Consider the following 19,887-nt stretch of genomic DNA (forward strand, 5'->3'; position numbering starts at 1 on the left):
AAAACTCTTGAAATGGTAGACCTGACAATGGCACTTTTTGCCAGATTCCATGTCAATGGAAGCTGGAAAGATATTGCGTCATTATTTAGTTGACACCCTCTATTATTTTTAATACATATTGATTTTCTATTTGCCATATTCCTTTTAATTTAACACAATTCCTCATAAAAAGTACGAATATATGAAAACCACTTTTTTATTGCCTAACACATACCAATAATTTTATAATATTCACAATTTTTATTGTGAATCTATCCACAATATCTCTATGATATATTTTCTCTATAAAAATTTTCTATACACAGACAAATACCATCATATACAACCCTATAATTCAAATCAACACTATTACATTACCGTAGAAAACAAATTTTCTAAAGATGCCTTGTACGTAATAGTATCCGTTTGAAACAGTATTTGTTTTGCTTTCATCTTTGCCTATGCGGAAACGGGCAGTACTCATATTTTTCGGAAAATACATATTTCATCAGTGGTTATACCAAGATACAGCAAATACAACGAATATTGCAATAAAATTCTTTATATAGAACCCTATCTCTATATATGTTTTATTTAACGCTTTGACAATCCTACTCTCTTGTTTAATATAAAAAATCTCTAAAACCATTTGTTGAATGTGAAAAAGATTTGGGAAACGATTCTCTTTTCGTTTTATTCAAAATATGTTTTAGGCATAAGCAGTGCTGAAAGACAAAGAGGCGACCATGAACCATAGGCCTGAAGAACTCTTTTCCGTCTTCTTTTCAACCATTTTTGAATCGTCCTGCATATCGGACTTTACACGGAAAGTATCCTCTTTCCTCAAGCGGTATATGCCTGTATCCGCCGCATATATCTGCTTTTTTGAAAAAGATACCCTTTTTAAGGTAGCCGAGCATGTCAACTACATAAAAGCGCCTTTCCCGGATCAAGTCATCATACCGGAAGATATTCTCAACCGTATGTATGTGGAAGACAATTTCTTTACCGGAGACGTCCACTCCATAAGGAACTTTACGGGGGAGGAATCCTGCGTCTTTTCTGAATTCAGGAACAGCCTTTTCAACAACGAAGAGTCCTCCAGCATCTATATTCCTATCAAACACCATGTCCTTGAAGACATTCATATTTACATGTCCATATACAGCATCGGAAAGAATAGGTTCTCACAAGAAGACATCGATATATGTTCATTCATACAGCCGATGCTTATAGACACCTTCAATAGTATTCTTCTTTATAACGACATCAACGCGCTGAAGCAGTCTTTCATTGCGGAAAAATCCCCCTCGGTGGCCAAGAGCATTATAGAACGGTACGATTCCTCAGCAAACGGGGATGCCTTCCCCACGCTTGACGCCATCATCATCGAGCATATCAAGTTGGCCATCACAAAGGCCAATGGGAAAATTGCCGGGCCTGATGGGGCCGCAAGCCTGCTTGGACTGAACACAAGCACGCTGTGGTCCAAGATCCGCAAATACAATATTGATCCTAAGACGCTTACCGAGTAAGCGCCAAAACAATAAATCTCCCTCATAACGGGTGGGTTGTTGTTTCGGCCGCCTCGCGCCCTCAACAGGCTGAAGCCCATAATATGAGAAAAGCCAATCCATACGGATTGGCTTTTCTCATGCGCGGGCTGTCGGCAAAGCGGCCTACTCGGCCTCTTGCTTACAGACATCAATCCATGTCCCGCCGGTTACCCGTTCCAAATCGGCGAGCGAAAGGCACACCGCATTGTTCGGGGCCCCCGCCGCAGGATAAACCGGGTCAAAGGCCTTGAGGCTGCGATCAAGGAAAATCCGTACCCCCTTGTTTACCGCAAAAGGGCAAACCCCGCCGATGGGGTGCCCGATGAGGGACTCCACTTCCTCCCCCTGCGGGAACTTCGCCTTTTCCTTAAATTGATCCTTGAATTTCCGGTTGTCGATCCGTGCCGTGCCCATCACCACAATCACGATGGGCCCTTCAGCCGTCTTAAATGACAGTGTTTTGGCGATGCGTCCGGGTTCGCATCCGGCTGCGACAGCCGCCAGTTCGACAGTGGCGCTGGACGTGGCGAATTCGCGGTAGCCGCCAAGAACGCCGAAAGCCTCAAGCTGTTTCTTCACTTCATCAATACGCATTGTCCCATCCTTCTCATAGCTGTGCCGGGCTTGAAAACACGCCCCGCCACCATAGTCAACCGGAGGCGCAACGACAAGATGCCCTCTCGACCTTGCCGCGCATCTCTGCCATACTGGCGCTTTCTCCCGAGCCGTTTTCCTTACGAGACGTTTATGCGTATTTTTGTTTTCCTCGGCACCATACTCGTCATATTCATCCTGTTTACAGGGCACGTGCTGCTGGTCACGAAGGACGCGCCGGACGACAGCTATCTCCCGTCGCTGGAGTCGTCCATCAGCATGCTCTCGCCCATGACGGCCATGCCTCAACTGTTCACCCCCAAAGAACAGACGTGGATAGATGAACACCCCGTCATCAGCGTAAGCATGACCCCGGCCTTCATCCCGTTGTCCGATCCCAAGCAGCTCAACGCCTATTCGGGCATCAGCCTTGACTATCTGCGGCTCCTTTCCCGCATCATCGGGGTCCAGTTCCGTATAGAGCCGCAATCCAACTGGGCCACGGCGCTCGAAGACGCCAAGCAGTGGCGGACGGATTTGTTCGCCATGGTGGAGCCGACGCTCGCCGCCGACGCCAACCTGCGCCTTACCCGCCCCCATACCCCGCTCCCCGGCATCATTGTGATCCGCGAAAACGCGCAGCACACCACCAGCCTCAAGGAGCTCGCCGGAAAACGGGTTTCCGTCGTCTACAGGCATTACTGGCACAATTACCTTGAAAACCGCTACCCCGGCATCATTCTTGACCCCGTCAGCAATCCGCTGCAAGGGCTGTTCCGGGTCATGTCCGGGCATTCCGATGCGCTGGTCGACTATAAGGCCAGCGTCCTCCCCAAGCTGGAAGACAACGCGCATCTGCGGCTTCAGGCAACCTCGACCATCCCCGCCCAGAGCGGCCTGTCCATCGGCGTGCGCTCGGACTGGCCCGAACTGCACAGCATCCTTGACAAAGCCCTCTACCAGATCCAGCCCCCCGAAAGGGAGCTCATCAACAGCCGCTGGCTCAGCCGCCAGCCGTCGTTCCATCTTCCCCCGCGCACATTCTGGATAAGCCTGCTCGGCATTGAAGTCGTCCTGTCCGTCCTGCTGCTGATTATTTTCTGGAACTTCCAGCTCCGCCGCAAGGTTGAGGAACGTACCAAGCGGCTGGCCGCCGAACTGGAAAAAAGCGCCAAGGCCGAAGATCTCCAGCGCCTCAACACCGAGCTCCAGCAGGCCATGAAAGCAGCCGACGCCGCCACGGAAGCCAAAAGCCGTTTCCTCGCCAACATCAGCCACGAGATCCGCACGCCGCTGCACGGCATCATTTCCTTTACCGAATTGGCCTACCTGAAAAACAACCCGCTGCCGCGCAACCACCAGCGCACCATTCTGGATCTGTCCTACGCCCTGCTCGACATCGTCAACGACACGCTGGACTTCTCCAAGATCGAAGCGGGCGAAATGGACACGGACACCGCCCCGTTCATGCTTGATGAAGTGATCCTGCGCGTTTGCGATATGACCATGCGCGGCAGCATGGCGCGCGAGCTGGAATGCCTGATCGACATCGATCCTTCCACGCCGCTGGCGCTTCTCGGCGATGCGGGGCGCTTGCAGCAGATCCTGACCAACCTGATGGGCAACGCCGTCAAATTCACGCCTCCGGGCGGGCGCATCCATCTGCAAGTCCGGCACGGCGGCAACCTCCATCTTTCCGAAAACCAGAACAAGGCGCAATTCCTGTTCTTCGTGCACGACACCGGCGTCGGCATCGCCCCGGATCAACTGCCGCAACTGTTCCAGCCGTTCAAACAGGCCGACTCCTCGCTGACCCGGCGGCACGGCGGCACGGGCCTCGGCCTGAGCATCGCCCGGTATATGGTCGAAAACATGGGCGGGGAAATCTGGGTCGAATCGGAAGTCGGGCAAGGAAGCACATTCGCGTTCTCCATACGGCTGGCGCTTCAGGAGCAGGTGGAGGTGCTCGGCGGCAATACCTTTATGGATCTGCAGGCGGTCGTGGTCAGCTCGTCGGATACGGGCGTCCGGGTCATGCGCCGCACGCTGGAGGCCCTCGGCATCCGATGCCAAAGCCATGTCGCCAGCAGGGTGGGCCCGCTTTCCGTCCTCGCCTCGCTGGGGAAAAAACCGCTCAGGCCGGATTTCATCATCATCGATCGTCTTCTCGGCGATGGGGACTGTCCCCCGGCCCTGCGCCTTGCGGCGGAACTCCAATTGCGCTGCGCCGCCCCGGTCCCGCTCGTGCTTGTGGGCGGCCCAAGGGAAGGCCTCGCCATCTCCGAACTCAAGGACAAGCCCTATCCCGTCGAGGTCATACCGGCCATTACCGTGCGCTGCGTCCGCTCCACCCTCCGCAAGCTGTTTGATCGGAAAAAAGCGGGCTTCAGGGAGCCGCGCCCGGCGCAGTCGCCGGTGACGCCGGATCTGTCGGACGTCCGCATCCTCGTGGCCGAGGACAACCCCGTCAATCAGGAGATCATGTCCATACTGCTCGAAGAAACCCACGCCCGCATCAAGATGGCCGGCAACGGCATCGAAGCCCTTGCCCTGCTGGAGCGCGAAGCCTTCGACCTCATGTTCCTCGACATCCAGATGCCGGACATGGACGGCTACGAAACCATCAAGATCATGCGGGAACGCGGCTATGTCCTGCCCGTCGTCGCGCTTACGGCCCATGCCATGCAGTCCGACAAGCAGCGCTGTCTGGATGCGGGAATGGACGCGTACCTTTCCAAGCCGTTCAAACAGGCGCTGCTCTTCGACACCATCCACAGCCTGCTCCCTGAGTACTACCGGGTTCCGGAAGCGCAGGCGGAAGAGCAGGCACGGCCTTCCTTGCCCGATGCGGAATCGTGGGCATTCCTGCCCCCCTGCTTCTCGCCTGAAACCGTGATCCAGACAGGCCTGTCGCCGCAGCAGTACCCCACCATCCTGCAAAGTTTCGCCAGGAACCACGCGCAGGATGCCGCCCTCTTCCGCCATGCCGTCCGCACCCATGATTGGGAATCCCTCCGTGAACGGGCGCACGCCCTCAAAGGGGCCTCGGCCAACCTCGGCGCGCTGCATTTGCGGGACGCGGCCCGCACGCTGGAACTGGAAGCGCAATCGCAGTTGGACAAGGGCTACCCCAATGCCGCCTTGTCCACGCTCCAAGGCAGGCCGCTCGCCGCCTTGCTGCCCGAACTGGAAGAGGCCCTCGGCGATGTCCTTGAGGCCGCCGCGAAGCTGTGCCCGTCGGACAAGGAAACGAAAAACGCGGACGGCCCCTCGGCCACCGCCTCCAAGCCCAAACTCGACATCGCCAAATTGGGCGCTTATTATAATGATCTGGTCGAGGCGCTCCAGCAGGCCGCGCCCGGGCGCATCCGCATCGCCTTGGGCAGCCTGCTGGTGATTTGCAATGCGGACGAATATCCCTTACTCCACACCCTGAAAATGCATGTGGACAATTATGACTATGAAGCTGCTCTGACCGTTTTGGAAAGGATCCGCCCTTCCCTGTTCTTGAGCAGCGCCCCAAGTACGGAGCCTTCCGATGCAGCCCAATAAGCCTGTCGTTCTGGTCGTGGATGACGATCCCGTCAATCTGGACATCCTGGTCCAGACCCTCGAACAGGACTATTTCCTCATCATCGCCAAAAACGGAAAGCGCGCGCTGGATTTGGCCTTCAGCCACCATCCCGATCTCATCCTGCTGGACATCCTCATGCCTGAGATGGACGGCTTTGAAGTCTGCCAGCGCCTCAAGGCGGACAAAAAGACCGAGGGCATCCCGGTGATCTTCCTGTCCGTGATGGAGTCGCCCGGCCAGAAGCACCGCGGGTTTGAAGTCGGCGGCGTCGACTATGTGACCAAGCCTTTCCATGCCGATGAAGTGCTGGCCCGCGTCCGCACGCACATCACCAACAAGCGCCTCCGGGAGGAGCTCGAAAGCCACAACATGCTCATCGGGATGGAGCTGCACGAGAAAAGCCGCCAGCTTGAAACCCTGATGAACAACCTTCCCGGCCTCGCCTATCAGGGCGAGCATTCGCCGGATCGGAAAGTCCGCTTCGTCAGCCAAGGGGTTACACGCCTTACCGGGTACACGCCGGAGCACTTCATGGGGCCGGACGGGATGGGCCTGCTTGCCCTCGTCCACCCGGACGACAGGGAACACGTTTCGGAAACGCTGGAAAACGCGCTCAGGAAGAAAGAGCCGTTTGAACTGACCTATCGGATCATCACCTCGTGGAATGAGGAAAAATGGGTCTGGGAGCAAGGCGCGGGCGTCCATGCCGAAGGATCCGGGGAACAGGCGCCCCTCCTCGTCGAAGGCTTCATCAACGACGTGACCGAAAAGCAGAAGCAGGACAACACGATCCGGCAGGAAAACAAGGAGCTGCGTGAGCGCCTCAAAGCCCGATGTTCAGGCGACATCGTGGGCAATTCGCCGCAGATCACCGCCGTCTTCGACCTCATCGCCAAAGCGGCGGCCGTGGACGACAACGTGGTCGTTTACGGCGAATCGGGGACAGGCAAGGAACTGGCGGCCCGGGCCATCCACGACGGCAGCTCCCGGTATCAGCAGCCCTTTGTGGCGGTCAACTGCGGGGCCATCCCCGAAAGCCTCTTTGAAAGCGAGCTGTTCGGCTACAAGAAAGGCGCGTTTACCGGCGCGACGGCCGACAAGAAAGGGTATCTGGATCAGGCCGACGGGGGTACGCTTTTCCTCGACGAGCTAGGGGAAATCAGCCTCATGGGGCAGGTGAAGCTGCTCCGCGCCATTGAGCACGGCGGATTTACGCCCGTCGGCGGCTCCCAGATCCACCGCCCGAATGTGCGCATCATCGCGGCCACGAACCGGGATCTCCTTGAGCGCGTCAATGAAGGGGCCATGCGCCGCGACTTCTACTACCGCATCCACGTCATCCCCATCCACCTCCCGCCGCTGCGGGAACGCAAGTCGGACATCCCCCTGCTGGTGGAGCATTTCCTGAAGGCCTATCCGAGCAACAAGCGTTTCGAGTACATGGACAGCGAGATGCTGCACGCGTTCATGCTCTATGACTGGCCCGGCAATGTCCGTGAGCTGCAAAATGTGCTCTACCAGTACCTGAGCCTGGGGACGGCGCGCCTGGGTGATACGATCATCGGCGAGGCCACCGCACAGGCGGCCGCCTCCGAGCCCCCGGAAGATTCCCTGACGCTGGCGGAAGCGCTTTCCCGTTTTGAGAAGGTCTACCTGCTGAATGCCTTGAAAAAAAACAACTGGAAACGCGGCCCGACGGCGGACAGCCTCGGTATGGACAGGCGTACCTTGTTCAGGAAAATGAAAGACTTCGGCTTGGAAAAGGAATAGCGCCCGCGCGCTGCACTCCCCGCCCCTGTCAGAGCGCCTCCCTCAGCAGAAAGGGAGGCGCTTTCCTGTTTTGGGGCCAGTGAAAAAATGTCGCATTTCTGTCCCATTTTTTCATGCCCTTTTTGGTGATGGGCGTTTCCAGCGGCGGCCCTATTCGTGCTTTTTATCCCAATCACGGTTTATTATACGGGATTTTTTTCCCAACCATAGCGAGAGCGTATCGCCCGTACCGCATCCCAACAGAATAATACATTGAAATACAATATGTTATAATTTGGGAAATTTTTGTCCCAAAAAAAATCCCCTCCATTCCCTTTTTGGGACATTTTGATCCTATTTTTCCGGGGCATCAAGGCAACCTCTGATGAAGCGGAACTTTTTTACTTTTTTTCTTCTCTTCGGCATCATCCCTATTCCCCTCAAATAAAAGCCTTCTTTACTCCAGAACCAGAGACGGCGGGCTGTTTTTGAGGATCGCGCCCAGCTTCTGGCACCATCTTTGCTCATTAGAGAACAAGATTGGAGCCGAAAGTGCAACTTGTGAGGGAGCAATCCCTTGCCGGCGTATCGCCTCCAGAAAGGATCCAGAGGCGGCGCTTCAGCCAATGTATGGACTAGCGTACGAGGTCCATGAATTGGCCAAAGCGCGTTCCTCCCTAGGAGGCGGCACCAGCGTGTTCGCCTTGAAAAAAGACAAAGGAGCCACCAGTGCCCACCACCCCAGAATCACGCATCAAGATTCAGGTGAATAACCTCACAAAACGGTTTGGGGATCTGACCGTCCTCGATGGGATCAACTTCAACATCAAAGAAGGCGAGCTCCTTGCCATCGTCGGCCCTACGGGCTGCGGCAAAACCACCTTCTTGAACACCCTGTCCAAGCTGATGCCCACCACTGAGGGCGAAATCCTCATTGATGGGGAAGAAGCGAACCCCAAGAAGCACAACATCTCGTATGTGTTTCAGGAACCGACCTGTCTGCCTTGGCGTACCGTCCGCGAAAATGTGGCCTACGGCATGGAAGTCAAGGGCGTCGGCAAGGAGGAGCGTGAAGCGCGCGCGACCCAAATCATGGATCTCGTCGGCCTGTCTTCCTGTGCCGATCTGTATCCCAACCAGGTTTCCGCCAGTATGATGCAGCGCATCGCCGTTTCGAGGGCGTTCGCCGTGAATCCCGACCTGCTGCTGATGGACGAACCGTATGGACAGCTCGACGTCAAGCTGCGTTTCTACCTTGAGGACGAGCTGGTCAACATCTGGAGAAAGCTCAACAGTACCGTTCTGTTCGTGACGCACAACATCGAAGAAGCGGTTTACGTTGCCGAACGTATTCTGGTGCTGACCAACAAGCCCACCAAGATCAAGGCGGAAATCCCCGTGGATCTCCCCCGCCCCCGTAACCTGATCGATCCCAAGTTCGTGGAGCTGCGCAAGCAAGTCACCGAACTGATCCGTTGGTGGTAACCCAGGTTAGACGAGGCCCGCCTCTCTAACGCAGCACAGACACGAGGATGTGACTCATGGCCTACAAAGAAGTAAGCGTCAAACAGCCATTGCTTCTGACCATCCTTCCCTACATAAGCATCATCATCTTTTTCGCCTTCTGGGAAGGCGTGGTGCGTACAGGGATCATTCCGAATACGTTGCTGGCATCGCCCTCACAGGTGTTCGCCGCGTTCATCGACAAACTCAGCAACCCCAACCCCGACGGCGCCGTCATGGCGACGCACGCGTGGACATCCATTCAGGAAGCCTTCATCGGGTATGTGCTCTCGCTCGTCGTAGGCATCCCGCTTGGGTTGGCTATGGGCTGGTTCAATGTGGTTGAAGGTCTGTTCCGCCCGATCTTTGAACTCATCCGCCCCATCCCCCCCATCGCGTGGATTCCGCTTACCGTTTTCTGGTTCGGCATCGGCCTTGCCGGTAAGGTGTTCATCATCTGGATCGCGGGCATCGTGCCTTGCGTCATCAACTCCTACGTCGGCGTGCGCATGACCAACCCGACCCTTATCCAGATGGCCCGCACATATGGCGCCAACAACTGGCAGATTTTCACGCAGCTCTGCATCCCGTCCGCCCTTCCCATGGTGTTCGGCGCCCTGCAGCTCGCTCTGGCCTACTGCTGGACCAACCTTGTGGCCGCGGAACTGCTGGCCGCCGACTCCGGCCTCGGCTTCCTCATCACTATGGGTGGACGTCTCGGCCGTCCCGACATCATCGTCCTCGGCATGATTTGCGTGGGTCTGTCCGGTGCAGTCATCGGCTTCATCATCGACCAGGTTGAAAAGAAACTGCTGGCTGGCATCAGGAGGTAAGCGGCATGACCAGTTCTATCGCCAACGAAACCGTCGACCACTCCAAAAACCGCGAACCGTTCAGCTTTTACAAGTTCATTACCAACAAGTATTTCCTCAACGTGGTTTCCATCGTCCTGTTCCTCGCCCTGTGGGACTACGTGGCGAAAGAGAAGATCTTCCGCGACTCTCTGGCCCGTCCGATGGAAGTGGTGGATCAGCTGTACCGCCTGACCTATATGAAGTTCGCCGGCACCAACCTTCTGGGCCACATTTGGGCCAGTACCCAGCGCGTGCTCATCGGCTTCGTCAGCGCCAGCATCGTCGCCGTGCCCCTCGGCCTGTTCATGGCCCTGAACAAGTACGTCAACGCGATTGTGAAGCCCCTGTTCGACCTGTTCAAGCCCATGCCGCCCATCGCTTGGGTGTCCATCGCCATCCTGTGGTTCGGCATCGGCGAAATGTCCAAGGTGTTCATCATCATCATCGGCACGTTCGTCCCTTGTCTGCTCAACGCGTACAACGGCGTGCGCCTCGTTGACCCCGACCTGTATGACGTTATCCGCGTCCTCGGCGGCTCGCGCCGGGATGAAATCTTCCACGTATGCTTCCCCGCGTCGTTCCCCGCAGTCTTCGCCGGCCTCCAGATCTCCCTCAGCTCCGCTTGGACCTGCGTTCTGGCCGCCGAACTGATGAACTCCCGCGACGGCATGGGCTTCCTTATCAAGCGCGGCATGGACACCCACCAGCCCACCCTCGTGCTCGGCGGCATGGTCCTCATCGCGGCAGCGGCTTATGGAACCTCTCTGCTGGTCACGCTCCTCGAAGGCAAGCTCTGCCCTTGGAAGCGCACCATTGAAAACCTCTAAGCACAGCTTGAGAAAGGAAAGCATATGACCACCTGCAACTGCGAACCGAAACTCAAACTCCGCTGTGAAAACGTCAGCAAGACCTTCATTCAGAAGGGCAATCAGGAAGTCCCCGTCATCCGCGACGTCACTCTTGATGTGTATGAAAACGAGTTTCTGGTCATCCTCGGCCCCGGTCAGTGCGGCAAGTCCACGCTGCTGAAGATCTTCGCCGGGCTGGAAACGCCCGACACCGGATTTGTGACGCTTGACGGCCAGCCCATTACCGGCCCCGGCCCCGACCGCGGCATCGTCTTCCAGGGGTACATGCTCTTTGCATGGAAAAACGTTCGTGATAACGTGGAACTGGGCCTCAAGCTCCGCAATATCCCCGCCAACGAGCGGCACGAGATTGCGCAGCACTACATCGACATGGTGGGGCTGACCGGCTTTGAAAAGCACTACCCGCATCAGTTGTCCGGCGGTATGAAGCAGCGCGTGGGCATCGCCCGCGCCTATGCGAACTCCCCGAACATCATGCTCCTTGACGAGCCTTTCGGACAGTTGGACGCCCAGACCCGTATGTTCATGCAGAAGGAGACCGCGCGCATCTGGGAACAGGAAAAGCGTACCGTCATCTTCGTCACCAACAACATCGACGAGGCCCTGTTCCTCGGCGACCGCATCATCCTGATGGAAGGCAAGCTTCCGGGGAGCATCAAGACCGAATACATGATCGATCTTCCCCGCCCCCGCGAGCACACCAGCATGGAGCTGTTGAAGCTCCGCTCCGTCATCACCGACAACACGGCTCTGGTACTGTAATATGGAAACGACCACCGTCAGCCTCATCATCGGCACCCTGTGCGCAGGTCTGGTCTGGTGGTCGGTGCAGGGCTTTGTCCGACGCTGTTCGGGCAAGGCCCCGCAGGAACAAAACGATGCGCAGCGCCAGTATGACGACGCCCCTTGGGAACACACCGGGGAGATATACAGGAAGCTCCTGTATCTCAGGCTCGCCAGCTTCGCATTGTGCATCCTCGCCGCGGCCGCCTTGTATTTCCATCTGGGAACGGCGCTCGCGATAGGGTTGGCGGGAATCGGCTGCGGGCTGCAGTTCTGCGCTTTCCGCATCCGCACCCGGCATGTTCAGGCCGTCCGCAAGGCGACGGTTGAAGATGCTGAAAAGGCCGCCGCAGGGACGTCCCGCTGACGTCCAAAATACGATCATCGTGCATGCCCCGACATGTATAATGATAAGGGTAGAGGGATTTTCCTCAGTACATTTCAACTTGGAGGAACAGGTATGCGTTTCAAGAAACTCATCAGTGCTTTTCTCGCTGCCGCATTTTGCGTTTCGCTCGCCGGCATGGCTTTCGCTGAAAAGCTCACCAAAGTACCCACCGCTTGGATGGACGAACACGAAACCTTCCTGATCTGGTACGCGAAAGAAAAGGGCTGGGATAAAGAAGCTGGTCTCGACATCGACATCCAGTACTTCGGTTCCGGCATGGATATTCTGAACGCCCTCCCGTCCGGCTCTTGGGTTTTCGCTGGCATGGGCGCCGTTCCGGCCATGATGGGCAACCTGCGTTACGGCACCTCCGTCATCGCCATCGGCAACGACGAATCCATGACCAACTCCGTGCTCGTCCGTCCCGACAACCCGATTGCCAAGGTAAAGGGTTATAACAAGGACTTCCCCGAAGTGCTCGGCAACCCCGACACCGTGAAGGGCAAAACCTTCCTGACCACGACGGTTTCCTCCGCCCACTATGCCCTGAGCTCTTGGCTCAAGGTTCTGGGCCTGACGGACAAGGACATCACCATTAAGAACATGGATCAGGCTCAGGCTCTGGCCGCTTTTGACAACGGCATCGGCGACGGCGTGGCTCTGTGGGCCCCCCACATGTACGCCGGTCAGGAAAAGGGCTGGAAGATCGCCGGCGACCTGCATATGTGTAAGGTCGGTAACCCGATCGTCCTGATCGCCGACACCGCCTACGCCGAAAAGAACCCTGAAGTCGTCGCGAAATTCCTCGGCATCTACATGCGCGCCGTCAACATGCTGCAGAAGGAACCCCTGGAATCCCTCGTGCCCGACTATCAGCGCTTCTTCCTCGAATGGGCCGGCAAGAACTATTCCCCCGAACTGTCTCTGACCGACCTCAAGACGCACCCCGTCTACAACCTGGAAGAACAGCTTGCCCTGTTTGACGCCTCCAAGGGTGCGAGCACCGCTCAGAAGTGGCAAAGCGACATCGCGAAGTTCTTCGCCGGTGTGGGCAGCATCAACAAGGACGAACTCAAGAAGGTCGAAAGCGGCTCCTACGCCACCGACAAGTACCTGAAGTTGGTCAAGACCCCCATCCCCAGCTACAAGTAAGCTTGAGCAAGGTGTAGATTAACATTGCGGGGTAGAAGACTCTCCAGAGCTTTCTACCCCGCTTCTGCCCCTACTTCCCAACGTACAGGAGAACATTCATATGAACGTCAAAAAATGGTTTCGCGGCCTCTGCGCTGCCGTCCTCTGCGTGGCCTATGTGGGCACGGCAGGCGCCGCCGAGCTCCAGAAAATCCCCACCGCATGGATGGGCGCTCAGGAGACATTCCCCATCTGGTATGCCAAGCAGAAGGGATGGGACAAGGAAGTGGGCCTCGACGTCGAACTGCTCTACTTCAGCTCCGGCATGGACGCCCTCAGCACCCTGCCCGCCAAGACATGGGTCTTCGGCGGCATGGGAGCGATTCCCGCCCTCATGGGCGCCCTGCGCCATGACACCTACGTCATTGCCAACTGCAACGACGAGGCGATGGTCAACGCCGTCATGGTTCGCCCCGACAGCCCGATCATGAAGACCAAGGGCTATAACAAGAGCTACCCGAACGTGTACGGCACCCCCGAAAGCGTGAAGGGCAAAACCGTCCTCTGCACGACCGTTTCCTCGGCCCACTTTGCCCTGAGCTCGTGGCTCAAGGCCCTTGGCCTGACCGAAAAGGACGTGACCATCAAGAATATGGATCAGGCGTCCGCGCTCGCCGCGTTTGAATACGGCATCGGCGACATCGTGACCCTGTGGGCGCCCCTCACCTACGTGGGCGAAAAACGCGGCTGGAAAGTAGCCAGCACGCCGCATGACTGCTACCGCGGCCTTCCCATCGTCATCGTTGCCGACCGCGAGTTCGCCGACAAGAACCCCGAAGCCACCGCGAAGTTCCTGAGCATCTACATGCGCGCCATCGACATGATGAAGAATGAGCCGATGGACAAGCTGCTGCCGGAATACCTGCGCTTCTACGTTGACTGGGCCGGTACCGACTACAGCAAGGATCTCGCCGAAATGGATCTCAAGAACCATCCGGTGTTCAATCTGGAAGAACAGCTCCAGATGTTCGACGCCTCCGAAGGCCCCAGCCAAGCCCAGAGCTGGCAGGGCGATTTGGCCCAGTTCTTTGCGGCCATCGGCAGGATTTCGCAGGATGAGCTGAAGAAGGTTGAAAACAGCTCCTATGTCACCGACAAGTTCCTGAAACTCATCAAGACGCCTCTTCCTTCCTATAAGTAGCAGAGGAACAAGGGCTGGCAGAAAAGGCCGGAAGCCGTTTCCGTTCTTTCCTGTCAGCCTTGCGCTTCCTCCCCTTGCCGCGGCTTCTCCCTCCTCCCGCTCTCCCTCCCCGTTCAGTTAATCATTTGTATTCACAAAAACTTTCCGTACGCTTGCAACGCCGGGAAAGTGGCGTATAGAAGATACGTATCCCACCCTGCGGGGCCCCCACGCCTCTGTTGCGTATGGCGTCCCTCGGAAGGGCGGCCTTTCAAACAGCACTGACGAGAGATTTGAGGAAAAGCCCATGAAACACATTACATGCCTTTGTGCCGGGACGCTGCTGGCCTGCTTGGTCCTGAGCAACGCCTATGCCTCCGCCCCCAGCGCTTTTCTGCCGCACGCGCTGGATTTCTCCGTCCCGGCGCATTCCTCTGGATTGGAGGCTCTCGTAGCCGACAGGGACGACCACCGGGAACAGATGCGGCAACAGCGCCAACTTGAGCAGCGCGAAAGGATGCACCGTGCCGAGGATCGTTACCAGCAACAGAAAATGCGCAAGGAACAGGAGCGCATGATCCGTGAGCAGCGCCGCATGGAAAGGGAGCAAGCCCGGCGTAACGGCCAGCATTGGGACAACAGGGATCACAAGGACCGCAAATGGAACGACCGGAACCGCAGCCATCCGGGGAAAAAGCACGACAGGGAACGGTGGGAACGGGAACGGCGGAAAGCGCATCAATATGATCGCCATCCCCGACCCCGCTACGATGATGGGCAGTACCGCCCCGAAGAATTGAAGCGCCGCGGCTTTGACGACGGCCAGTATCATCCGGGCCGCTGAAAAGAGGGACAGGATCGTCACATGGCGATCCTGTCCCTGTTTTTATCGTCAGTGTTGATTTATCCCTTCTGGGAACGGAAAAACAGCCTCACGCTAAGGCCAATGTTGTCATCGACACTGTGCATCCCCAGAAAACGGTAGAAACGCGCCGAACCATAGCGCACGCCCCAAAGTGTCCTGTCCCAAACCAACTGGCAGAACATGCTGAGTTCCCCATCCGGCAGGTTCCGCAGTTCCGCATCGCACTCGATGGCCCGTTCAGTCCGCAGCACGCTGAGCCGCCCTTGCAGCCGATGCGTACGCCCCGTCACGGTGGCCCCTGTAATGGGCATCAGCGACAGGATATCCAAGTGTGCTGTGGGGTAGGCCATGACGTCAAAAAAATCGAGGGATTTCAAATGGGCAATCAGGACGGGCAACATCTCATCCTGTGCGAGATCCCGGCAGGCGATGCCGTTCATGTCCACCGTCAAAAATCCTTTCCCCTCCCCTTGCGGGCCGTGTGGGAACCTGAGCTCCCCGCCGCGCACGGAAAGCGTCCCGTCATGGCTGTGGATATTGTTATGGCACGCCCATTGGATAAAGCTCCTTTCGGGGATAAGCATATACTCCTTGAAGTTCGGCAAGGGAATATCATCCTGCACGGGGGAATCCACTCCATCGCCTTCGAGAGGAAGCCCGGCTTCCCTCCAAGCCTCAAGCCCCCCGGCAAACAGGCTGATGTCCCTATAGCCTTCGCGCTGTAGTTTTTCAGCGGCAACGGTACTGTCCCAAGAGCCTCCCGCTCCGTATAACAAGAGCGGCGCGTCCATATCCGGCACCAGAGCCCGCATCTTCTCCTGAAACGCCGTTTCAAAGACGCAGACGCCGGATGAACCGGGGATATGCCGCCGGGCGTGGAACTCAGAGGGCAGCACATCAATAAGGAAGCCTTCCGGGTGGTTTTGAAGGAACATTTGCACCTCGCCTATGGAAACGGTACGTATCTGCTGCATGCGGCAATCCTCTTTTTCCTTCAAAATATGGCGCGGGCCTCTTCTCCTCAATGATTACCCGCGCACTGCCCGCCCCCAAAAGACGGGCAGTGCGGTGGACGGCAGCCCGATCGCTACCCTTTGGCTTTGGATGCGGAAAAGCCTCTCCTGAGCGTTCCCGGCAAAGCAGCAACATCCTCAGCATGTTAAGCGCCATGCAAAAAAGAAAGGAAAGAAATATGTGTTTTTTGAAAAACAACGCTTGACAGAAACGGGGTTCGACGGTAAACCTTCTCTTCGTTGAGCGGGAGTAACTCAGTGGTAGAGTGCAACCTTGCCAAGGTTGAAGTCGCGGGTTCAAATCCCGTCTCCCGCTCCAACAAACACGCTCAAGGCGACGTAGCCAAGTGGTAAGGCAGAGGTCTGCAAAACCTCCATCCTCCGGTTCAAATCCGGACGTCGCCTCCATTTGAGCGGGAGTAACTCAGTGGTAGAGTGCAACCTTGCCAAGGTTGAAGTCGCGGGTTCAAATCCCGTCTCCCGCTCCATTTTTTACACCGCATTGCGGGAGTAACTCAGCGGTAGAGTGTCAGCTTCCCAAGCTGAAGGTCGCGGGTTCAAATCCCGTTTCCCGCTCCAGAAAATTTAAGGGGTTGCATCATATGATGTAACCCCTTTTCTTATGCGGCCTGCCGCTGTGCCGCCAATGGGCCTTTTCCGGGCCTTGATCAGCCGCCCGGCCCCCAAAAAAACCGGAAATACTTCCATGAGTCAGGCTTCAGCGATTCCTTATTCAGCGGATGTTGCGGGAGAAAAAAGGAAGTCTCTTTCCGGTTCATGGAGGCATCCGTACGCTGAAATGCCAACCCCAAAGAGGCCACATCACCATCGGCTCCATTGGAAAACAGACTCCCTCCGTTTCCCACACGGTATTTTGCCGCACCCCGTCCCTCACGGAGTGCCTTTGTTTCCACCTTCTAAGCATGTATTGGAACTCACGGTTATTGCGCTTCCAAAGCAATGAGGCCGCGTTTCCTCCCGTTTTGCTCTTTTACCTACAGGAACATCATGACCGCATCGTTTACAGAACTGGGATTGTCCCAAGAACTTTTGAAAGCCGTTGAAGATTTGGGGTTTGAAGAGCCCTCTCCCATTCAGGTTTTGGCTATCCCGGCACTGCTGACGGGAAAGGATGCCGTGGGGCAGGCGCAGACCGGAACAGGCAAAACGGCGGCGTTCGGCCTGCCCATCCTGGAAAAGCTCACTTCCGGCAAGGGCGTGCAGGCGTTGGTGCTTTGCCCTACGCGCGAGCTGGCCATTCAGGTATCCGAAGAACTGAGCAAACTGGCCGTACACAAACGGGGCGTTTCTGTTTTGCCCATTTACGGAGGTCAGCCCATCGAACGCCAGCTTCGGGCGCTTGCCAAGGGCGCGCAGGTGGTCGTAGGCACGCCGGGCCGGGTTATCGATCACTTGCAGCGCGGCACGCTGCGCTTGGGCGATGCGCGGATTGTCGTGCTGGACGAGGCCGACGAAATGCTGGACATGGGTTTCCGCGAGGATATAGAGCTGATTTTGGAACAAAGCCCGGCGGACTGCCAACGGGTTCTGTTCTCCGCAACCATGCCCCAGCCCATCCGTGAATTGAGCAAGCGGTTCCTGCGCGAGCCGGAGATGCTGACCATCGCCCACAAGATGCTCACGGTCCCCGCCATCGAACAAGTCTACTACGAAGTCCGCCCATACCAGAAGATGGACGCCTTGTGCCGCGTGCTGGACTCGCAGGGGTTCCGCAAGGCTCTGGTATTCTGCGCCACCAAACGCAGCGTGGACGAGATAACCGTACACTTGCAGCAGCGCGGCTATCAGGCCGACGGGCTGCATGGCGACATGAACCAGACCCAGCGGGATCGGGTGATGAACCGTTTCCGTACCGACGGCATTGAGATCCTGGTGGCGACGGATGTAGCCGCACGCGGGATTGACGTGGACGACGTGGACGCGGTGATCAACTATGACATCCCCCACGATGTGGAAGGCTATGTACACCGGATCGGGCGTACTGGCCGCGCGGGCCGCGAAGGCAAGGCCTTTACCTTCGTCACGGTACGCGAACAGTACAAGATCCGCGAAATCATCCGCTATACCAAGGCCCGCATCCAGCCGGGCCAACTGCCGACCCTGCGTGACGTCAACAACATCCGCACTTCCAAGCTGTTGGATGAAGTCCGGCAAACCTTGGCCGAGTGCCCTCTGGATCGCTGGCGGGTACTGGTAGAGGATTTCCAGACCGAACACTTCCCGGATGGCGATGTTTCCAGCCGTGATATTTCGGCGGCCCTGCTCAAGTTGTTGATGCAGCGGGACTTTGGGAATCAGGACAATGTCGGTGAAGTGGATGAGCTGGCGGAACCGCAGCGCCCCGCCAAAAGTGCCCAAGCGAAATCAAAAGGCAAGATGCAGCCGCTTTCCCGCAGGCAGGAATCCGGCCCCATGTCCAGGCTCCACATTGATGTGGGGCGGGTGCATGACGTCACCCCCCGCGCATTGGTGGGCGCCATAACCGGCGAAAGCGGCATCCCCGGACGGAGCGTCGGCGCCATCGATATTCAGAACAACTTCAGCATCGTGGAAATATCCGCCGAACTGGCCGCGCATGTGCTGGCCACACTCAACAAGGGCGTGTTCATAAGCGGGGTGAAGGTGTCGGCGAAGGCCGCCGATGAGACGGGCAGCCCGCACCCCCGCAAACCCTTCGCCCCCGGCCCGCGCCGCCAGCGCTCCGGCAAATTCGGCAAAAAACCACGGGGAGCCACCTTGGGCAGGAAAGCCTATGGCGAATCACGGTAAAGAGGGCTTCCCCTTCCGGGATGCAGCCCGCTGGCCCGACAGGTTCCCTACCCTTTTTCTGGATGGGGATCTGCCGAGGCCCTGATGACGGAGACTCGAAAACCGGGCAGGGACAAACAGCCAGCAGCGAAAAATACGCGGATTTTTCCCGTTATCGCAATTATGGGCTGTCCCCAAGTCATCCGCAGGACACGGCTTATATTAGCCGTCCGCCTTCTCGTAAATCTCATGCCTGCAAGAGGCCCGGAGGGTATTTCTCCGGGCCTTTTCCATACATATGCCCCGTGCCGAGGCTTTCGTCCGCCAATCATCCCCGCAGACACACGGCCTTCATCATAGCACACTGTGGCGCCGTTCAGAAGAGAGAGAGAGAGAGAGAGAGAGAGAGAAAGAAAGAAAGAAAGAACGCATCCTACGATTACTCCAGACTCCTGATTGGCCAGCGGAAAACGGGGACAGCGTGGTACAAGTACCTCACCTCACGGTTTACCCATTCGGCACATCACAGCCTTCCCAGGCATCGGGGAGGACACGGGCAAAACGTTCCCAATCCGCAGCACTCTTGTCTTCGTCCGTAAAAACGTATGCGCGCACATCGGCAAAGCCGGTTTCCCCGATAAAATGCCCATACACAGCCCGCCCTTCCCGAATCGCCGCAAAAGAAACGCCATATCCGGGCCGGGTGATCAGTTCCCCCTTCCCGGCAAGCGAAAGAGCTTCTTCAAACTGCATATATCCCCCCCTTCGTTTAGTGTTCCCTTACGCGGGGAACGGGCCGTTTTCAAGCCGCCTTCCAGAGTACTGCCCCACGGCCCGATATATACACAGCCCGTAATAAAGGAAATACGGGCCACCTCCAGCTTCCACTTTGGGCCGCCTTCTCAAAAGGCTCGTTAGGTTGTGTCGTCATTTTACATGCAATTATTTTAAATTATTGAAAACAATCTCCTCACAATTTAAAAACAGTTAAATACTTTCAATAAATTAGGCTGTGTTATAGAAAATGGTTGATACTTTTTTCCTTGAAGTTCCAAAGGGATAACCGGAAAAATGCCTTAG

16 protein-coding genes and 4 tRNA genes are annotated in these 19,887 nt (G+C 56.7%); 16 read left to right on the top strand and 4 right to left on the bottom strand.

Features of this window, described 5'->3' with window-relative positions; all coding sequences use genetic code 11:
- Nucleotides 1-764: 764 nt before the first annotated feature.
- Nucleotides 765-1,127 carry a hypothetical protein gene (locus tag ACZM8Y_RS12835; RefSeq protein WP_482331899.1) on the bottom strand — a complete coding sequence of 121 codons (363 nt, stop codon included), beginning with the start codon at nt 1,125-1,127 and terminating at the stop codon, nt 765-767.
- Between the two features lie 78 nt (nt 1,128-1,205).
- Here ACZM8Y_RS12835 and ACZM8Y_RS12840 point away from each other — a divergent pair, with 78 nt between their 5' ends.
- Entirely contained in the window at nt 1,206-1,514 is a 309-nt protein-coding gene (locus tag ACZM8Y_RS12840) for a hypothetical protein (protein WP_308771985.1), read from the top strand.
- 144 nt (nt 1,515-1,658) lie between these two features.
- Here the strand turns inward: ACZM8Y_RS12840 and ACZM8Y_RS12845 are convergent, their stop codons facing one another.
- Complete coding sequence (locus ACZM8Y_RS12845) at nt 1,659-2,129, bottom strand: YbaK/EbsC family protein (protein ID WP_337430670.1); 471 nt, start codon at nt 2,127-2,129, stop codon at nt 1,659-1,661.
- A 153-nt stretch (nt 2,130-2,282) separates the two neighbouring features.
- On the opposite strand from ACZM8Y_RS12845, the gene ACZM8Y_RS12850 reads away from it, so the two are divergent.
- The 10 genes from ACZM8Y_RS12850 (at nt 2,283) to ACZM8Y_RS12895 (ending at nt 15,004) form a co-directional block, all read left to right on the top strand.
- Complete coding sequence (locus ACZM8Y_RS12850; protein WP_337430669.1) at nt 2,283-5,681, top strand: response regulator; 3,399 nt, start codon at nt 2,283-2,285, stop codon at nt 5,679-5,681.
- Complete coding sequence (locus tag ACZM8Y_RS12855) at nt 5,668-7,473, top strand: sigma-54 dependent transcriptional regulator (RefSeq protein ID WP_308770898.1); 1,806 nt, start codon at nt 5,668-5,670, stop codon at nt 7,471-7,473. Before ACZM8Y_RS12850 ends, ACZM8Y_RS12855 begins: the two co-directional genes overlap by 14 nt.
- A 708-nt stretch (nt 7,474-8,181) precedes the next feature.
- A complete protein-coding gene (locus ACZM8Y_RS12860) occupies nt 8,182-8,937 on the top strand; it encodes an ABC transporter ATP-binding protein (RefSeq protein ID WP_302553665.1) in 756 nt (251 codons plus the stop codon).
- 56 nt (nt 8,938-8,993) lie between these two features.
- On the top strand, nt 8,994-9,788 hold the full coding sequence (locus ACZM8Y_RS12865) for an ABC transporter permease (RefSeq protein ID WP_337430667.1): 795 nt from the start codon (nt 8,994-8,996) through the stop codon (nt 9,786-9,788).
- A 5-nt stretch (nt 9,789-9,793) separates the two neighbouring features.
- A complete protein-coding gene (locus ACZM8Y_RS12870) occupies nt 9,794-10,636 on the top strand; it encodes an ABC transporter permease (RefSeq protein WP_302553667.1) in 843 nt (280 codons plus the stop codon).
- A 24-nt stretch (nt 10,637-10,660) separates the two neighbouring features.
- Entirely contained in the window at nt 10,661-11,440 is a 780-nt protein-coding gene (locus tag ACZM8Y_RS12875; RefSeq protein WP_009380730.1) for an ABC transporter ATP-binding protein, read from the top strand.
- Between the two features lies 1 nt (nt 11,441).
- Nucleotides 11,442-11,828 carry a heme transporter gene (locus tag ACZM8Y_RS12880; RefSeq protein WP_302553668.1) on the top strand — a complete coding sequence of 129 codons (387 nt, stop codon included), beginning with the start codon at nt 11,442-11,444 and terminating at the stop codon, nt 11,826-11,828.
- A 93-nt stretch (nt 11,829-11,921) separates the two neighbouring features.
- Nucleotides 11,922-13,001 carry an ABC transporter substrate-binding protein gene (locus ACZM8Y_RS12885; RefSeq protein ID WP_302553669.1) on the top strand — a complete coding sequence of 360 codons (1,080 nt, stop codon included), beginning with the start codon at nt 11,922-11,924 and terminating at the stop codon, nt 12,999-13,001.
- Nucleotides 13,002-13,101: 100 nt separating this feature from the next.
- Nucleotides 13,102-14,181, top strand: coding sequence for an ABC transporter substrate-binding protein (locus ACZM8Y_RS12890; RefSeq protein WP_302553670.1), 1,080 nt, complete (start codon nt 13,102-13,104; stop codon nt 14,179-14,181).
- Nucleotides 14,182-14,467: 286 nt separating this feature from the next.
- On the top strand, nt 14,468-15,004 hold the full coding sequence (locus ACZM8Y_RS12895) for a hypothetical protein (protein ID WP_479860018.1): 537 nt from the start codon (nt 14,468-14,470) through the stop codon (nt 15,002-15,004).
- Between the two features lie 59 nt (nt 15,005-15,063).
- Here ACZM8Y_RS12895 and ACZM8Y_RS12900 read toward each other — a convergent pair whose 3' ends face one another.
- Nucleotides 15,064-15,999: a YceI family protein gene (locus ACZM8Y_RS12900; protein ID WP_479860019.1), complete on the bottom strand. Its 936-nt coding sequence runs from the start codon at nt 15,997-15,999 to the stop codon at nt 15,064-15,066.
- A 283-nt stretch (nt 16,000-16,282) separates the two neighbouring features.
- On the opposite strand from ACZM8Y_RS12900, the gene ACZM8Y_RS12905 reads away from it, so the two are divergent.
- The 5 genes from ACZM8Y_RS12905 (at nt 16,283) to ACZM8Y_RS12925 (ending at nt 18,828) form a co-directional block, all read left to right on the top strand.
- Nucleotides 16,283-16,357 (top strand) — tRNA-Gly (locus ACZM8Y_RS12905).
- A 14-nt stretch (nt 16,358-16,371) separates the two neighbouring features.
- Nucleotides 16,372-16,446, top strand: a tRNA-Cys gene (locus ACZM8Y_RS12910).
- 5 nt (nt 16,447-16,451) lie between these two features.
- A tRNA-Gly gene (locus tag ACZM8Y_RS12915) sits at nt 16,452-16,526 on the top strand.
- Between the two features lie 16 nt (nt 16,527-16,542).
- Nucleotides 16,543-16,617, top strand: a tRNA-Gly gene (locus ACZM8Y_RS12920).
- A 429-nt stretch (nt 16,618-17,046) separates the two neighbouring features.
- The gene (locus tag ACZM8Y_RS12925) at nt 17,047-18,828 is read left to right on the top strand and encodes a DEAD/DEAH box helicase (protein ID WP_482331859.1); all 1,782 of its coding nucleotides are present in this window, start codon (nt 17,047-17,049) and stop codon (nt 18,826-18,828) included.
- Nucleotides 18,829-19,314: 486 nt separating this feature from the next.
- On the opposite strand, the gene ACZM8Y_RS12930 is transcribed toward ACZM8Y_RS12925, so the two are convergent.
- Entirely contained in the window at nt 19,315-19,560 is a 246-nt protein-coding gene (locus ACZM8Y_RS12930) for a hypothetical protein (protein ID WP_337431693.1), read from the bottom strand.
- Nucleotides 19,561-19,887 lie beyond the last annotated feature (327 nt).

It is taken from the genome of Bilophila sp. (assembly GCF_057864385.1).

Bases quoted from the DNA above. Each gene is read 5' to 3' on its own strand.
- ACZM8Y_RS12865 (WP_337430667.1), top strand. From the start codon at position 8,994: ATGGCCTACAAAGAAGTAAGCGTCAAACAGCCATTGCTTCTGACCATC.
- ACZM8Y_RS12875 (WP_009380730.1), top strand. From the start codon at position 10,661: ATGACCACCTGCAACTGCGAACCGAAACTCAAACTCCGCTGTGAAAAC.
- ACZM8Y_RS12850 (WP_337430669.1), top strand. From the start codon at position 2,283: ATGCGTATTTTTGTTTTCCTCGGCACCATACTCGTCATATTCATCCTG.
- ACZM8Y_RS12895 (WP_479860018.1), top strand. From the start codon at position 14,468: ATGAAACACATTACATGCCTTTGTGCCGGGACGCTGCTGGCCTGCTTG.
- ACZM8Y_RS12840 (WP_308771985.1), top strand. From the start codon at position 1,206: ATGCTTATAGACACCTTCAATAGTATTCTTCTTTATAACGACATCAAC.
- ACZM8Y_RS12855 (WP_308770898.1), top strand. From the start codon at position 5,668: ATGCAGCCCAATAAGCCTGTCGTTCTGGTCGTGGATGACGATCCCGTC.
- ACZM8Y_RS12900 (WP_479860019.1), bottom strand. From the start codon at position 15,999: ATGCAGCAGATACGTACCGTTTCCATAGGCGAGGTGCAAATGTTCCTT.
- ACZM8Y_RS12845 (WP_337430670.1), bottom strand. From the start codon at position 2,129: ATGCGTATTGATGAAGTGAAGAAACAGCTTGAGGCTTTCGGCGTTCTT.
- ACZM8Y_RS12870 (WP_302553667.1), top strand. From the start codon at position 9,794: ATGACCAGTTCTATCGCCAACGAAACCGTCGACCACTCCAAAAACCGC.
- ACZM8Y_RS12835 (WP_482331899.1), bottom strand. From the start codon at position 1,127: ATGAATGTCTTCAAGGACATGGTGTTTGATAGGAATATAGATGCTGGA.
- ACZM8Y_RS12890 (WP_302553670.1), top strand. From the start codon at position 13,102: ATGAACGTCAAAAAATGGTTTCGCGGCCTCTGCGCTGCCGTCCTCTGC.
- ACZM8Y_RS12880 (WP_302553668.1), top strand. From the start codon at position 11,442: ATGGAAACGACCACCGTCAGCCTCATCATCGGCACCCTGTGCGCAGGT.
- ACZM8Y_RS12930 (WP_337431693.1), bottom strand. From the start codon at position 19,560: ATGCAGTTTGAAGAAGCTCTTTCGCTTGCCGGGAAGGGGGAACTGATC.
- ACZM8Y_RS12885 (WP_302553669.1), top strand. From the start codon at position 11,922: ATGCGTTTCAAGAAACTCATCAGTGCTTTTCTCGCTGCCGCATTTTGC.
- ACZM8Y_RS12925 (WP_482331859.1), top strand. From the start codon at position 17,047: ATGACCGCATCGTTTACAGAACTGGGATTGTCCCAAGAACTTTTGAAA.